This is a genomic window from Metabacillus niabensis, assembly GCF_020524345.1.
Classification (GTDB): Bacteria; Bacillota; Bacilli; order Bacillales; family Bacillaceae; genus Metabacillus; species Metabacillus niabensis_B.
Genome location: NZ_JAIVLH010000010.1, coordinates 88,184 through 103,664 on the forward strand (window position 1 = coordinate 88,184; position 15,481 = coordinate 103,664).

15 protein-coding genes are annotated in these 15,481 nt (G+C 35.2%); 12 read left to right on the forward strand and 3 right to left on the reverse strand.

What is annotated here, in order from left to right:
* The first annotated feature begins 300 nt into the window (after positions 1–300).
* The 3 genes from LC095_RS12500 (at position 301) to map (ending at position 3,046) form a co-directional block, all read left to right on the forward strand.
* On the forward strand, positions 301–1,005 hold the full coding sequence (locus tag LC095_RS12500) for an ABC transporter ATP-binding protein (protein ID WP_226528462.1): 705 nt from the start codon (positions 301–303) through the stop codon (positions 1,003–1,005).
* 1 nt (position 1,006) lies between these two features.
* Positions 1,007–2,167 carry an ABC transporter permease gene (locus LC095_RS12505; protein WP_226528463.1) on the forward strand — a complete coding sequence of 387 codons (1,161 nt, stop codon included), beginning with the start codon at positions 1,007–1,009 and terminating at the stop codon, positions 2,165–2,167.
* A 132-nt stretch (positions 2,168–2,299) separates the two neighbouring features.
* Positions 2,300–3,046, forward strand: coding sequence for a type I methionyl aminopeptidase (gene map / locus LC095_RS12510; protein ID WP_226528464.1), 747 nt, complete (start codon positions 2,300–2,302; stop codon positions 3,044–3,046).
* Between the two features lie 152 nt (positions 3,047–3,198).
* On the opposite strand, the gene LC095_RS12515 is transcribed toward map, so the two are convergent.
* Entirely contained in the window at positions 3,199–4,503 is a 1,305-nt protein-coding gene (locus LC095_RS12515) for an NCS2 family permease (RefSeq protein ID WP_226528465.1), read from the reverse strand.
* Between the two features lie 214 nt (positions 4,504–4,717).
* On the opposite strand from LC095_RS12515, the gene pepV reads away from it, so the two are divergent.
* Positions 4,718–6,115, forward strand: coding sequence for a dipeptidase PepV (gene pepV, locus LC095_RS12520; protein ID WP_226528466.1), 1,398 nt, complete (start codon positions 4,718–4,720; stop codon positions 6,113–6,115).
* A gap of 50 nt (positions 6,116–6,165) precedes the next feature.
* Here the strand turns inward: pepV and cysK are convergent, their stop codons facing one another.
* A complete protein-coding gene (cysK, locus tag LC095_RS12525) occupies positions 6,166–7,074 on the reverse strand; it encodes a cysteine synthase A (protein ID WP_226528467.1) in 909 nt (302 codons plus the stop codon).
* A 259-nt stretch (positions 7,075–7,333) separates the two neighbouring features.
* On the opposite strand from cysK, the gene thpR reads away from it, so the two are divergent.
* The 7 genes from thpR (at position 7,334) to LC095_RS12560 (ending at position 14,175) form a co-directional block, all read left to right on the forward strand.
* Entirely contained in the window at positions 7,334–7,900 is a 567-nt protein-coding gene (gene thpR / locus LC095_RS12530) for an RNA 2',3'-cyclic phosphodiesterase (RefSeq protein ID WP_226528468.1), read from the forward strand.
* Between the two features lie 39 nt (positions 7,901–7,939).
* On the forward strand, positions 7,940–8,329 hold the full coding sequence (locus LC095_RS12535) for a CidA/LrgA family protein (protein WP_226528469.1): 390 nt from the start codon (positions 7,940–7,942) through the stop codon (positions 8,327–8,329).
* Positions 8,326–9,015 carry an LrgB family protein gene (locus LC095_RS12540; protein WP_226528470.1) on the forward strand — a complete coding sequence of 230 codons (690 nt, stop codon included), beginning with the start codon at positions 8,326–8,328 and terminating at the stop codon, positions 9,013–9,015. Before LC095_RS12535 ends, LC095_RS12540 begins: the two co-directional genes overlap by 4 nt.
* A gap of 29 nt (positions 9,016–9,044) precedes the next feature.
* Positions 9,045–9,998: a nuclease-related domain-containing protein gene (locus LC095_RS12545; protein WP_226528471.1), complete on the forward strand. Its 954-nt coding sequence runs from the start codon at positions 9,045–9,047 to the stop codon at positions 9,996–9,998.
* A 73-nt stretch (positions 9,999–10,071) separates the two neighbouring features.
* The gene (locus LC095_RS12550; protein WP_226528472.1) at positions 10,072–10,998 is read left to right on the forward strand and encodes a diacylglycerol/lipid kinase family protein; all 927 of its coding nucleotides are present in this window, start codon (positions 10,072–10,074) and stop codon (positions 10,996–10,998) included.
* A gap of 29 nt (positions 10,999–11,027) precedes the next feature.
* Complete coding sequence (pulA, locus tag LC095_RS12555; protein ID WP_226528473.1) at positions 11,028–13,154, forward strand: type I pullulanase; 2,127 nt, start codon at positions 11,028–11,030, stop codon at positions 13,152–13,154.
* Between the two features lie 223 nt (positions 13,155–13,377).
* A complete protein-coding gene (locus LC095_RS12560; protein WP_226528474.1) occupies positions 13,378–14,175 on the forward strand; it encodes a phosphotransferase family protein in 798 nt (265 codons plus the stop codon).
* On the opposite strand, the gene LC095_RS12565 is transcribed toward LC095_RS12560, so the two are convergent.
* The gene (locus LC095_RS12565; protein ID WP_226528475.1) at positions 14,172–14,450 is read right to left on the reverse strand and encodes a YtzH-like family protein; all 279 of its coding nucleotides are present in this window, start codon (positions 14,448–14,450) and stop codon (positions 14,172–14,174) included. The genes LC095_RS12560 and LC095_RS12565 overlap by 4 nt on opposite strands.
* A 370-nt stretch (positions 14,451–14,820) precedes the next feature.
* On the opposite strand from LC095_RS12565, the gene trmB reads away from it, so the two are divergent.
* Complete coding sequence (gene trmB, locus LC095_RS12570; RefSeq protein WP_226528476.1) at positions 14,821–15,477, forward strand: tRNA (guanosine(46)-N7)-methyltransferase TrmB; 657 nt, start codon at positions 14,821–14,823, stop codon at positions 15,475–15,477.
* Positions 15,478–15,481: the final 4 nt, after the last annotated feature.

Genomic DNA, 15,481 nt, shown 5'->3' on the forward strand with positions numbered 1-15,481 from the left:
CTATGCCTACTACAACCTTTCGATGACTGCAACTTCAGATGTCACTTCATACATATTTAGTTTTTGCGGTTAAACGTTACAACAATATTTTACACGATTTCGACAGAAATAATCCATAGAAAAGATTCAATTTACACAATATTTACATATTAGTATGTTGAAAAGCTTGCACGCGCGTACTTAACACACTAAATCTATATGATTATTGTTCTGAATAGTATGACAATAAAATGAAAAAACTTCAAGTTTTTTGAATCCTTTTTATGTCATTTTCGTATATAAATTAAGGAGGAAAAGCAGATGAGTATCTTGACTGTGAAGATTGAAGAAGCTGGTTATGACGAAAAGGCACCGGTGATTAAAGATATTGAATTTATCCTTAACAATGGTGAAATGATTGGACTAATCGGACCAAATGGTGCTGGAAAGAGTACAACCATTAAGACATTACTAGGTGTTATGGAATATGTAAAAGGGACAGTAACAAAGCAAGAGCAAAGCGTATATGCTTATATACCGGAAAAACCGATTTTTTATGATCATTTGACATTATGGGAACATCTTGATTTAATCGCTTCTATCAATAAGATAGATGATGATGTATTAAATGAACGTGCTCATACATATTTGAAAACATTTAAAATGGAAAAGGTAAAACATGAGATGCCTGCTACTTTTTCTAAAGGGATGCAGCAGAAAGTAATGATCATCCAAGCATTGATTCTAAGGCCTGATTTTTATATTGTAGATGAACCTTTTATCGGCCTTGATCCAAGTGCGATTAAGAAGTTTTTAATGATTATAGAAGAAGAAAGAAAACGAGGTGCAGGTGTATTAATGTGTACACATGTTCTTGATACGGCTGAAAAAATTTGTGATCGTTTTTTGCTTGTATCAGAAGGGAAAATTGTTGCTAGAGGGACTGTTGAAGATATAAGAGAAAAGACAGGTTTAGAGAATGGATCATTATTAGATTGCTTTTATCAAATCGAAGAAGGTCTTTAAGATGAGCGGTGTCAAGTTATGGTGGTTACGTGCCAAGCGAGATGGGCTTTATCAATTAAATATTTTAAGGTCTGTTTTCGACTGGACCGTCATTGTATATCTATTCATTCCGGCGTTAATACTAGCTGGAATTGCCTATAAATCCTGGTGGGTTTCCATGCCGAGTTGGCTTTCTCCTTTTCCATACGAGCTATTTTTTCTGATTTGTTTTCTCTTTAGCTGGCAAGGGGGAATTCGAACGTTTATGGAAGAGGCAGATCAACTTGCTCTCCTTCAGTTTCCTAAAATCATTTATACAATAAGATATATAGGTGTAATTTATTCGTGGGGCTTGCTTATAGGAAAATGGATAATGATCTCTTTATGGTTATATCCTTTACTTAATCATTTCCCGGAGTTAGATGCAGTTCATTTTTATTTATACGTGATATTCTTTTTATGTTTAAACGTACTTCTTACAACATATAAACAAATCATTCATCGTTATGGATTTTTGAAAAGAATTCTTATCCATTGCATCGTTTTTAGCTTGATTTCTGTATTGGTCTATTTCACTATATACAACCCATTAAACTGGTCAATCACCATTATTTCATTTATTTTTATTATATATGCCATATGGCAAGTGAAAACCTATCAATCTCAACTAGGAACTTTCTATGCTGATGTTGAGAAAGAACAGCGAATTAAGGTTAAATATATCTCCTTATTTTTTGCTATTAACCCTGAAGTTTATATGCCAAAAATAAAGAAACAGAAGAAACGTTCTTGGGTATTATGGAGAAATTCTGCTAGAATACTTCAGGAGCGTTCACCGGAAAATGGCGTTACTGAGCTTTTTATAAAAGCTTTCCTACGTGATAAATCGAATATATTTAGTTATCTGCAATTTCTCTCTGTTACAACAGTAATTATTTTTTCTGTACCAATTTGGTTTAAATGGCTGGTATTTATCGCATTTTTCTTTTTCTTTAGTATGTGGATTGGGATGTTATTTCAAGAATTAGTAAAACAAAATCCATACCTGTCAATTGATTATGGCAAAGCAGATTATATGTTTAAAGCTAAGAAAAAATGTGAAAATCGATTCGTCTATCCCGCTTTGGTTGTTGTGTTTCTTGTAACATGCTTATCTACCACCATTTCCATTATGTTTTTCTAGTCTCTTTCTTCGTAATTGTCATCAAGGTGTGCTAGGCTATAATTCTATAGACAAAAAGTTTATTTGTTTACATACTAAATAGTATATATTTGTATACAATGTAAGGAATGGAACTATCGGAGGGAATATGTATTGATTATTTTAAAGAGTAAACGTGAAATTGAACTAATGCATAAAGCTGGTCAGCTATTAGCAGATTGTCACAAAGAAATTGCGAAGTTGATAAAGCCGGGTATAACAACGTTGGAAATCGATGTTTTTGTTGAAAACTACTTAAACAAGCATGGAGCCACTCCAGAGCAAAAAGGGTACAAAGGTTATGAATATGCAACATGTGCATCCATAAACGATGAAATATGTCATGGCTTTCCGAGAAAAACTCCTTTAAAGAGCGGAGATATTGTGACCATTGATATGGTTGTTAATCTTAACGGTGCACTGGCAGACTCTGCATGGTCATATGCAGTTGGCGACATATCGCCTGAAGCAAAGAGGCTACTGCTAGTAACAGAAGAAGCTTTAAGTAAAGGGATCGAACAATCCGTTATAGGAAATCGCCTGGGTGATATTGGATATGCGATTCAATCGTTCGTTGAAGCAGAAGGTTTTTCGGTTGTAAGAGACTTTACCGGTCATGGAATTGGAAGAACTATTCACGAACCGCCAACAATCCTCCACTATGGAGACGCTAATAAAGGGCAAAGGCTTAAAGAAGGTATGGTCATAACAATAGAACCAATGGTAAACATCGGAGCATGGAAATCCAAGATGGACAGTAACGGCTGGACTGCGAGAACAATAGATGGAAAACTCTCTGCACAATATGAGCATACAATTGCGATTACGAAAGAAGGACCATTTATTTTAACAAAACAGTAATTTTTTCTAAAAAGGAAAGGGCCAGATCGGATAATACGATCTGGCCCTAATTTTATACTTTAAGAAAGTTTACCTGTATTAGAGGGATTAAAGTCTAAGAAAAGACATCGACTTCCGCCACTCTTGGTGGAAAGTCGTGTTTTTCTAACTTCTTAATGTCCCCCAATAAAAGCGAGTTGGATAAAAAATAAAACCGCAAAGATATAGACAAATATATGAACTTCTTTCCATTTTCCTTTAGCTATTTTCATTAAAGGATATGAAATGAATCCAAGGGCAATACCTGTTGCAATACTGGAAGTCAGCGGCATGCTTAATACGACCAGGAATGCAGGAAATGCTTCATCAAGCTCTTTCCAATTGATTTCTGAGATTGCTCCCATCATTAAGCTCCCAACAATGATTAAAGCAGGGGCTGTAATAGCCGAGAGATTAGACACAGCTCCAATTAAAGGGCTAAAGAAAAGGGTAAGTCCAAACAAGATGGATACTGTTAAGGTTGTTAAACCAGTACGACCTCCTGCTGCAACTCCTGAAGATGATTCAATATACGCGCTAGTAGGGCTTGTTCCGAACATAGCTCCAACTGTAGTGGCAGCTGAATCAGCTAAAAGAGCGGTTCTTGCACGAGGAAGCTCATTCCCCTTCATTAAACCGGCTTGTTGGGCCACCCCAATCATTGTCCCTGTCGTATCAAATATTGTTACGAGTAAGAAAGAAAAAACAACAGCATATAAACCATGTGAGATCACATCTGTTAAAGCTGTAAAAGGATTTGTGACAATAAGTCCTTCCGGTAAGCTAGGGAATGAGACAAAGCCTTGTTCAAAGGAAAGCTGGCCGGTAAAGAAAGCAATGACTGCTGTGATGACCATACCAATAAACAATGCTCCATGAACATTTAAACTCATCAAGACTAATGTAACAGCAAGTCCGATTAAAGCTAAAACAACAGGCGGTGAGTGTAGGTCTCCTAATGCAACTAAATTGTTAGGATCTGACGTAACAATACCAGTTAAACGCAGTCCGATAAAGGCAATAAAAAGACCGATACCAGCTGTAATTCCGTGTTTTAAATTACTAGGGATTGCTTCAATCAGTTTTTTGCGAAATGGTGTTAAAGACAAGATGACAAAGATAATACCTGCCACAAAAACAGCTGAAAATGCAGTCGTGTATGTAATGTTTTCATTAGCACCTACGACAGAATAAGCAAAGTATGCATTTAATCCCATTCCGGGAGCAATAGCGATTGGGTAATTTGCAGATAAGGCCATCCATAAAGTTCCGACAATCGTTGCAATAATTGTTGCTGTAAAGACTTGGTCAAAAGGAACTCCGGCATCTGCCAATACAATCGGGTTGACAACAACAATATAAACCATTGTTAAAAAAGTAGTAATTCCTGCAATAATCTCAGTTCGTGCGTTCGTTTTGTTTTCTGATAACTTAAACATATGTACCTCCGGGTTTACGAACATTTTTCAAAACATCTTATATATTATTCGTTTTTTGTCTATATTGCAATAGTTTTCTCTTCTTTTTGCATTTCTATGATATTTAAGTGAAAATAGATAGAAACTACTGATGAGATGGTTTTATTCACCTAGGAGTGTACACACATGTTAGTATGTTAGTAGAACATTTATATAATTTGCAGGAGGTTTACAAATGGATTGGAAGAAAGAAGTAGAAAAACGAAAAGATGATCTCATAAAAGATACACAAGCATTTCTGAGAATAAAAAGCGTACTTGAAGAAGAAACAAAATCAGCAGAAGCTCCATTTGGTGATGGAATTAACGAAGCTTTCTTGCATTTGCTCGAACTTGGTGAAGCATCAGGATTCACAGTGAAGAATGTGGATGGATATGCTGGGCATATTGAATTATCAGGTACTTCAGAAGAAATTGTCGGGATATTATGTCATGTAGATGTAGTACCTGAAGGAGATGGATGGACAAGTGATCCATATCAGGCAGAAATCCGTGACGGTAAAATTTTTGCAAGAGGAGCAATGGATGATAAAGGACCGACAATAGCAGCCTTCTATGCAATGAAAATAGTGAAGGAACTTAACTTACCATTAACGAAGAATGTCCGTATGATTATTGGAACAGATGAAGAAAGTGAATGGCGTTGTGTTGATCATTATTTTAAACATGAAAAAATGCCTGAGCTTGGATTTGCCCCTGATGCAGACTTCCCTATAATCCACGCTGAAAAGGGTATTATTGATTTAACAATAAAACAACAACAAGTTGAAACAGAACAGCGAACTGAATTAACTCTGGGATCTTTTCAGTCCGGAAGAAGATATAATATGGTTCCTGATTATGCGGAAGCAGTATTAAAAGGGAAAGAGAATTTGGCGAAGGTTGAAACGTTATTTGCCGAATTTCTAAGAGACAATGAAGTGAAAGGGCAACATCATCTTGAAGTTGACTCATTGAAACTTTCAGTTGAAGGTGTTTCTGCTCATGCAATGGAACCGAATAATGGGAAAAACGCAGGAATTATATTAGCAGCATTTTTACATAAGTTAGAACTTAATCAAAATGCACATCATTTTGTGAACACGATTATGGATAAATTTGAAGGTGACACTCGAGGAAACAAACTAAACATAGCGTTTAAAGATGAGATTAGTGGAGAGCTAACGTTAAATGTTGGAATCATCTCTTATCAGGAAGAAAGACTTGGACAAATCGGAATTAATATTCGTTATCCGGTAACAGGTAATTCTGAACAAATAAAAGTAAAAATGTCACAGATAAATGGTTTTGAGCTGCAGTCATTTGATGATTCTAAGCCTCATCATGTTGAAAAAAATCATCCACTCATCCAATCTCTCCAAAAAGTATATGAAGAGCAAACAGGTGATCACGCTGAATTAATTGCAATAGGCGGAGGAACATATGCAAGGTCATTAGAGGCAGGAGTTGCTTTTGGACCGTTATTCCCGGGACGACCGGATGTCGCCCATCAAAAGGATGAATACATTGAAATTGAAGATCTTTTAAAAGCAACAGCGATTTATGCTCAAGCTATTTATGAATTAGCAAAATAACAGAAAGAAAAAAGATGATTTTACGATCATCTTTTTTCTTGGAAATTTAATTAAACAAACACATCACTGGATAAATAACGTTCGCCTGTATCACATGTAATACAAACGACAACATCCTCAGGAGTTAAGCGCTTGGCAACCTCAATCGCTGCAAAGCAAGCTGCACCTGATGATGGACCGACTAATAAACCTTCCTCACTTGCCAGTCTTCTAGTGATATCGTATGCTTGTGTATCTTCAATTTTAAATATTTCATCATAAACCTGTTGATTTAAAATAGGCGGGATAAAACCGGGGCTTGTCCCAACTAATTTATGATTTCCGGGTTTTCCTCCAGAAAGGACCGGGGATCCTGCTGGTTCAACTACATGAACCGTTAAATTTTTATAATGTTCCTTTAGTGCTTCACCTGTGCCTGTAATCGTTCCGCCGGTTCCTGCTGTTGCAACAAATGCTGAAAGCGGCTTTCCAATCTCGTCCATTGCTTCTATAATTTCTCTTGCTGTTGTATATCTATGTGCATCTGGGTTAGCAGGGTTATCGAATTGCATCGGTATAAAAGAATTTGGTATTTCCTTTGCTAATTGTTCCGCTTTTTTAATTGAACCGGGCATTCTTTCGGCGCCGGGTGTTAAGACAACCTCTGCTCCATAAGCTTTTAATAAATTAATTCTCTCCTTAGTCATTGTATCTGGCATGACAAGTATAGCTTTATATCCACGTGCTGCTGCGTTCATAGCAATTCCAATTCCTGTATTGCCACTGGTTGGTTCAATAATGGTTGAGTTAGGTTTTAATAACCCTTTACGTTCAGCCTCTACAATCATATTGAAAGCAGCCCGATCCTTTACACTTCCACTTGGATTGAAAAACTCCAACTTTAAATAAATGGATGCCCCTCCCTTTGGATTCACTTTATTTAATTTTACTAATGGGGTATTCCCTATAAGCTCAGACATATTTTGAACAACTTTCACGTCAATCACTTTCCTTTCGGTCGTATCTAAGTTATGTGTTTGTGATTTAATGGTAAAGAGGATTGATAAAATTATAACGTAACTTAAAAAAATGTCACAATAGCTTATATGAAATGATTAAACTATATCCTTTTAATAGGAGACATTGTGGGATAGAATAAAGAAATAAACTCAATCTGAATCGGTGGCAAATATGAAATCACAACCTTTCGTGCATAACGAATCTTCTTGGAGGGCTACAATGAAGAAACATTATTTTCTCGCGGTACCTATTGAAGAAAAGCAAAGAATGATTCTTCTAAACTGGATACAAAATCATAAATCATCTCTACCTTTCAAGTCATGGGTTCATCCTGAAGATTATCATATTACCCTTGCTTTTTTAGGAGATATTCAACAACATAGCAAATTAATCGAGTTAACAAAAAGTGTCAATGAAACATTGAAAAATGATTTTCAGTTTGAGATTTCGCTAAAGGGGATTGATGTTTTTGGTAAAGCAGAATCACCAAGAATCCTTTGGGCAAGTGTAGAGCATTCTGAATCACTAAATCATTTGCAAACAGTTATAGTAAAAGCATGTGAAGAAACAGGGTTTCAACTTGACCGTAAACCATTTCGTCCTCATATCACACTGGCTAGAAAATGGAATTCTGTCCATCCCTTTATAAAATTTGCAAGGTTGGACCAAGTGTTTAATGATCAACCATCCCCAAGCGTTGTATCGTCGATTTATTTATATCAAACAAACCTTGATCAAATTCCTAAATATGAAGCAATTAATATCTTTCCTTTAGAACGGAAATAAGTTATCCTTTAAACTGCTTTTTTTGGGGGAGAGAGGTAGATGTTGAAATATGTTTATTTTATTCTACAAATGGCACTTTTATATTTAATCTTTTTTATAGGTGAATGGATTCAACTGATTACCCACATGCCAATACCAGGAAGTATTATTGGAATGATCATATTGTTTTTAGCGCTAATCTTTAAGGTTATTAGACGGGAATGGATTTCTTTGGGAAGTAAATTTCTTTTAAACAATCTTCCACTTCTCTTTGTTCCTGCTACCGTAGGGATCATTGATTATCTTGAATTATTTAGTGGCTATGGATTCCTCAGCTTGCTCATCTCTTTTGTCAGTACAATGGTTGTTTTCATTGCTTCATCAATCATAAGTGAAAAGTTGTTGAATAATGAGAAGAGGCTCTTAAACAATAAGGAGTTACATTTATGAGTTTGATCATTAATGCTGTCGGATTTATTTTTCTAACAGTTCTCGTTTTTTTCTTAATGAAAAAATTTTACCAACGTTTTTCATATCCTGTTTTAGTTCCGATATTTACAACCAGTCTGCTCATTGTTTGCTTTTTATTGCTTTTTAATATTTCTTATCAAACATATATGAGCGGAGGAGAATGGATTGCAAAGCTTTTAGGACCTGCTGTAGTGGCATTAGCCATTCCATTATTTGATCACCGTGAGATGTTAAAAAAATATTTTTTTACTATCGTTTTCAGTGTTTGTATCGGGGCTATTATCGGCATTTCCAGTGGACTGGCATTAGGGGTTATTTTTCAATTAGATCAGAATCTGCTCCTTTCGATAGCACCAAAATCAGTTACCACACCAATAGCAATGGATATTAGTGAGCTTAGTGGCGGAACGCCAACACTGACCGCAGTGTATGTGATGATAGCGGGGATTTCTGGTGCAATGTTTGGACATTTTGGCATGAACCTCTTTAAAGTGAAACACCCAATAGCAAAAGGAATTGGATTTGGGACCGCATCACATGGGATCGGTACAGCAAAAGCTTTAGAAATAGGTAGTTTGGAAGGAGCAATTAGCTCAATATCTATGACATTAAGTGCGATCATGACCAGCATCTTTTGTCCGATCATTATTTCTATTATTTTTTAGGTCATGTCTTAAGAGGAGTTGGAAAGCATTTGGCGCAAATTATTAAACTTTATGACTATATTTCACGCTATGAAATAGATGCTTATCGGTATCCTAGTCAGTTTATTCGGTTAAAACGTCAACAATGGAACAAGGTTTCAAATGCATGGGAACATAACATGTTTCACACTGTCATGAAGGTAAGTGAACAACCAAATAATACTGTGGAAGAACCGAAGGGAAGATTCATTAAAAAAATTAAAAATCGATTGTCGAAGCATGAAGAGCCACCAAAGGAAGCTAAGCCATTAATTAGGGATGCTGTTTTGGATGATGATGAATTACAATTTGCATTTACAACCGTTCCTAGGACAGAGGAAGATTTAAAACACTTATTTTTAGATTATATTTTTCGATTTCAAGTTCGTTGGGCAAGTTCAACAATACGCGAGAAATCGTCTGTAGATTTAGCAATATATCGAGATCAATTATTACAATATTTTGCTAAACGACTCCCGGATCATTATTTGCTCCTTTATCGACCGGTTTTTAAATTGAAAAATGCACCGGTAGAATTAGACATCATTTTAATTGGTACAACAGAGATATACTGTATCACGATTGTTGAACAACAAAACGATACAGTTTTTATAGGCTCAAAAGGAAATTTTTGGCTTGCTCGTAAAGGTGAGGATCAAAAAAAAATCCTTAATCCGCTGCATAGCTTAAATCGGACAGGTACGATTGTTCAAAAGCTGATTACGTCAAACAACATTGATCTATCTGTCAAAAAAATAGTAATCAGTCGAAATGGATATATCGACTATCCCTTTGTTCCATATGATATTTCAATCTTAGATAAACGATCATATAATGAGTGGTTCCAGCGGCTGAGACAAACTTCTGCTCCATTAAAACATACACAGTTAAAAGGAGCCCAAGTACTTCTTTCACACTGCGTAACAAACTCCTTTTACCGCAAGGAGTGGAATGACACTCCTTAGATGTCGTTGGATATAAGACATGAACACATACATAAATGAGTACATAAACTATGATTAAGATGGAGTTATAAGGATGAAAGGATTATTCTTTATTATTAATCAACATTCAGGGTTTGGCAGGGGTGAAAGGGCGTGGAAAAAAGTAAAAAAAGAACTTGAAAAGAAAAAAATATCGTTCCGTTCTTTTTATACAGACTATCATGGACATGCTGAAGTACTTGCCAGACAAATTGCCACCATTCAAGACTATCATTTAAAAACAATTATTGGTGTTGGCGGAAACGGCACAATGAATGAAATTGTAAACGGTTTAAGTGGTTTTACCAAAGTAAAAATAGCTTTTCTCTATACAGGAAGAACAACACAACGATCTCATTCCAGATTATCCACTAACCCATCAAAAGCTATAAATGATATCCTTAAGATGTTGAGCAGACCTGTCAAAAAGGTAGATCTTGTTGAATACCAACTTGAAGGAAAAGGTGTAAACAGAAAGTATTTTAACAAGCTTGGAATGGGTCTCACAACAAAGGTGATTGAACAAGAAGACTTGCTGAAAAAAAAATTAATAAAGCCCATTTTAGGGCGCATCAGGTTTATGACAGGCTTTATAAAGGTATTATGGGATTATCAGCCAATTTCTATTATGATGAAGACTGATAAACAAGAAATGGTACAGCATGATAATGTTTGGTTACTATCTGTATCAAACCAACCATATCAATGGGCAGGAATTAAAATCGCTCCAAAAGCCAAAGAAAATGATGGAATGTTAACAATAACAATGATTAAAAATATCTCTCTTTTTCAGCTGGTTGTCTTTCTTGTATTTAAACAAATGAGTCATCGTGTAAAACAGAATGCTTTCTCTGAATTCACTTGTGAGAAAATAACGATTTCTACGAATGCTGTTCAAACTATTGAGGCCGACGGTGAGCTAATTGGTGAAAGCCCGGTAACAGTCGTTGTAAAAAAGTCTCATAGTGAATTAGTCATATAAATTTAAACTCTCATTTGGGGGTGCTCATCTTGCTTAATATTAATAGGCCATTTGAAGCTTTCTTAGATAAAATAGATGAAGTGACAATTCTTATTCCGAAGGATCGGGATGGAGAAAAGAAGAATTTCTCACTTAGGTTAAACAAAGGGACTGAACCCCTTTTCATTATAGATCGAATGGATATTGGAACACATAGTAAATATATTTGTAAACTTCCTTTTGAGTTTCAGTTTGGGAAAACATATATGATTACCGATGAGCAAGGGACAGAAACAGATCTGCAAATAGGTTCTGTTATACGAACCGTTGAGTTTGATCATAAATTTGCTTATCCTGCATCAGATTTAGGAGCAAATTATTCAAAAGAACGTACAGAATGGAAAGTATGGGCACCAACAGCTACACATATGAAACTACGTCTTTATCTTCAAAATGAACAAGTATTTGAAACCTATCAAATGACCAGAGAAGAAAAAGGAACATGGTCTATTTCCTTAGAGGGAGATTATGATGGATATTATTACACCTATCTTGCCTGTATAAATTTATTGTGGAATGAAGCAGTAGATCCTTATACTAAGGCAGTTTCTATTAATGGAAAATATGGAGTAATTATTGATCCACAAAAAACAAATGTACAAAAAAATAATCTTCCTCTTTTAAAAAGCAAAACAGATGCCATTATATACGAAGCTCATATCCGTGATTTCTCTATCCATGAAAATAGCGGTCTTGTCCATAAGGGAAAATATGAAGCTTGGCTTGAAACTCAAACAAATAACAGTCAAGGTGATCCTACAGGAATAAGTTATTTGAAGGAATTAGGGGTCACGCATATCGAACTCTTGCCGGTAAATGATTTTGAAGAGGTGGATGAAAAAAAACCGCAAGATTCCTATAATTGGGGCTATAATCCACTTCATTTTTTTGCTCCCGAAGGTAGTTATTCAAAACATCCGGAGGATCCGTATAAGAGAATTATTGAACTAAAATCAGTCGTACAATCTCTTCATAAGCAAGGCTTGAGAGTCATTCTTGATGTTGTATTTAATCATGTTTATTCAAAAGAAAATTCATCATTTGAAAAATTATTACCTGGTTATTATTTCAGATATGATGAAAATGGAATGCCTTCAAATGGAACAGGCGTGGGAAATGATCTTGCTTCCGAACGCTATATGGTAAGAAAATTTATTCTTGATTGTGTCACATATTGGATGAAAGAGTTTGATATTGACGGTTTTCGGTTTGACTTAATGGGAATTCATGATATAGAAACAATGAATCAAGTTGAAGCAGCTGTTCTAACATTAAAGCAGGATGCATTTCTGCTTGGAGAAGGTTGGGATTTAAATACTCCTCTACCATTGGAACAAAAAACAATCATTAAAAATGCACATAAAGTTCCCACTATCAGTTTTTTTAATGATCAGTTTCGTGATGTGATTAAAGGAAGCACATTCAGTCTGAATGACACTGGGTTTGTGTACGAAAATATGGATAAATTTGATCAAACAAAGCTGCTGATTAGTGGGTCACCATCACTATTTGCTAATCCAGAACAATCCATTAACTATGTTGAATCACATGACAATCATACAATGTGGGATCGATTCTTCTTATTTTCTGAAACAGAGAAAAAGGAGATAAAGCAAGCAAGGCACAGGTTGGCAACAGGAATTGTCTTATTATCACAGGGAGTCCCTTTTCTACATGCCGGTCAGGAGTTTTTCCGGACGAAAAAAGGTGTGGAGAATAGTTATAATTCCCCTGATCATATCAATTGTCTTAACTGGAGCGACCGCTCAAGTTATAAAGATAATATTGAGTATATCAAAGGATTAATAAAACTAAGAAAACAGCATGGTGGTTTTCGTCTCACAACAAAAAAACATATTGAGAAGCATTTATCCTTTAGTACTAATCAACAACTACTTTCTTATCACCTGAGAGATATTGGAGAATTTGGTCCTTGGGAGGAAATATATGTTGTACATCATGTTCAACTAAATTATTCCCATGATTTAATACTTCCGGGCAGTGGGGAATGGATGCAAATTGTATGTCCAACACATATCTTTTTGGATTCACCAACTGCAGTAAAAAATGAAATCAAGGTGGATAAAATAGGAACGTATGTTTTTTGTAAAAACTAGGATTTTAGTTTTGCTTGACTAGTCTTATCATAAGGGGATAAAATTTAATAGGATGGCTATAGTGCAATATTTTTCTATAATTACTAATAGCTATCCTTTTTATGTGAATAAACATTAAATAGAGCATAGTATTGACTGTATTTATACCTGAAAAGGAAAACGTTAAAAACATGCTAATCTTAAATGATAAATTATATTACGAAATGTTGGGTTGAAATTGAAGGTGAACTGGTTGGAACAAGTATTAGGTAGTGAGTGGAAGATTACACCTGCTGGAGGAGCAACAGGAGATGCATACTTTGCAACAAATGACGAGCAGGAGCTTTTCTTAAAGCGAAACAGTTCTCCGTTTTTAGCTGTTCTTTCTGCTGAAGGCATCGTTCCAAAGCTAATATGGACAAAGCGTATGGAAAATGGTGATGTTATTACAGCACAACACCGAATTGGCCGTGAGCTTAAACCGAAAGATATGAATGGTCAAAATGTTGCTGAGCTATTAAGAAAAATTCATCGTTCTAAAGAACTTCTTGATATGCTCAAACGCTTAGGAAAGCAACCGCTCACTCCTAATTCCATTGTGGAAGATATAAAGGAAGCAGTTGCTTTTGAAGGGATAAACCTTTCAATCATAAATGAAGCACTTGAATTATTAACCAAACAGCTGCCAAATGTACAATGTGATGAACAAGTTGTTTGTCATTGCGATGTCAATCATAATAATTGGCTTTTGTCTGAAGAAAACCAACTATATTTAATTGACTGGGATGGTGCAATGATTGCCGATCCGGCTATTGATGTCGGCATATTGTTATATTGGTATATTGATGAAGCTGATTGGAGAGAGTGGCTTTTATCGTATGGACTTATATTGGATGAACATTTAAAAACAAGAATTTACTGGTATGTGCTATTACAAGCACTTACTTCATTTTTATGGTACTTTGCGAAAAATAATGAAAAAGAAAAACAGAATTGGATTGAGCATATTCACATCATAATGAGAAAGATCATGACATGTTAGGAATAGGTGTCAATATCTTGAATCCACTGAGACAATTGTTGTTGATGTGATTCAATATGCTGATCCAGAGCTGTTGAATTTTTACCAGCTTGACTGTAAGAATAAATATCTTCCAGTAAGGATTTCGCTTGTTGGTTTGTATTTCCGTTAACCATCAACGATTTAATGACTCGTTCAAGTTGTTCACATTCTGCAACTGTTCCACAGCATTCACTTTGATGATCTGATAAAATATCTTTTAATAAATTCACTTGGTCATGGTATTGGATTGGCAAAATAAACACTCCTTTTCATTGGCCATATACATATAATGTGTGACTTTAGAACAAAAATATTCAAGAATTGACCAAGTAAGGATGAGAGAATAAGGGAAACACCCTTAATTCAAATCATTCTTTTTCTTTGTACTACAGAAAGTATATAAATTTATGGATGTTAGTATAAGAAAAACTTAGGCTTTCTACCTTTGGACTTGGTGACAAGCCAAGTTTTTCTAATAAGGTAAGGCTGTTCAAGGCGCTTGCGCTTTTCTTAATTAGTTTCTAAAAGATGTCTTAAATATTGGTAAGAACGAAATAATCCTTGCGGACCAGGTTTTATTCATGGTATCTTTTAGAACGATATTAAATCGATAGAGGTGTCTACATGCGTTTACGTCACAAACCTTGGGCCGGTGATTTTATTGCCGAGCACTCAGAGTATGCTATTTCAAACCCTGAACAATATAGAGGAAAATGGCATGAGGTCTTTGGAAATGATAATCCAATTCATATAGAAGTCGGAACAGGTAAAGGGCAATTTTTAGCAGGAATGTCCCAACAGAATTCTGATATTAATTATATAGGTATTGAATTATTCGATAGTGTCATTGTGGCAGCTATTCAAAAAGCTGTGGATTTACAGAGCAGTAACTTAAAATTTCTTAATGTTAATGCTAAAGATTTAGCAGAGTATTTTGCACCTGGCGAAATTGATCGAGTTTATTTGAATTTTTCAGATCCTTGGCCAAAATCACGTCATGCTAAAAGAAGGCTAACATATAAAAGTTTTTTGGCATTGTATGAAGAGATTCTTGTAAAAGGCGGAGAAATTCATTTTAAAACAGATAATCAAGGTTTATTTGAATATTCTTTAATAAGTTTTTCTGAATATGGATTACAATTAAAGTTTGTTAGTTTAGATCTCCATAATAGCGAATATGAGGGTAATGTCATGACGGAGTATGAAGAGAAATTTTCAGAAAAAGGTCAGAGAATTTACCGTGTTGAAGCAAGATATATGAACGAAGCTATTCAAAATTAAAATA

Bases quoted from the DNA above. Each gene is read 5' to 3' on its own strand.
- LC095_RS12550 (WP_226528472.1), top strand. From the start codon at position 10,072: ATGAAAGGATTATTCTTTATTATTAATCAACATTCAGGGTTTGGCAGG.
- cysK (WP_226528467.1), bottom strand. From the start codon at position 7,074: ATGTCTGAGCTTATAGGGAATACCCCATTAGTAAAATTAAATAAAGTG.
- LC095_RS12540 (WP_226528470.1), top strand. From the start codon at position 8,326: ATGAGTTTGATCATTAATGCTGTCGGATTTATTTTTCTAACAGTTCTC.
- pepV (WP_226528466.1), top strand. From the start codon at position 4,718: ATGGATTGGAAGAAAGAAGTAGAAAAACGAAAAGATGATCTCATAAAA.
- LC095_RS12535 (WP_226528469.1), top strand. From the start codon at position 7,940: ATGTTGAAATATGTTTATTTTATTCTACAAATGGCACTTTTATATTTA.
- LC095_RS12500 (WP_226528462.1), top strand. From the start codon at position 301: ATGAGTATCTTGACTGTGAAGATTGAAGAAGCTGGTTATGACGAAAAG.
- LC095_RS12505 (WP_226528463.1), top strand. From the start codon at position 1,007: ATGAGCGGTGTCAAGTTATGGTGGTTACGTGCCAAGCGAGATGGGCTT.
- trmB (WP_226528476.1), top strand. From the start codon at position 14,821: ATGCGTTTACGTCACAAACCTTGGGCCGGTGATTTTATTGCCGAGCAC.
- thpR (WP_226528468.1), top strand. From the start codon at position 7,334: ATGAAGAAACATTATTTTCTCGCGGTACCTATTGAAGAAAAGCAAAGA.
- LC095_RS12515 (WP_226528465.1), bottom strand. From the start codon at position 4,503: ATGTTTAAGTTATCAGAAAACAAAACGAACGCACGAACTGAGATTATT.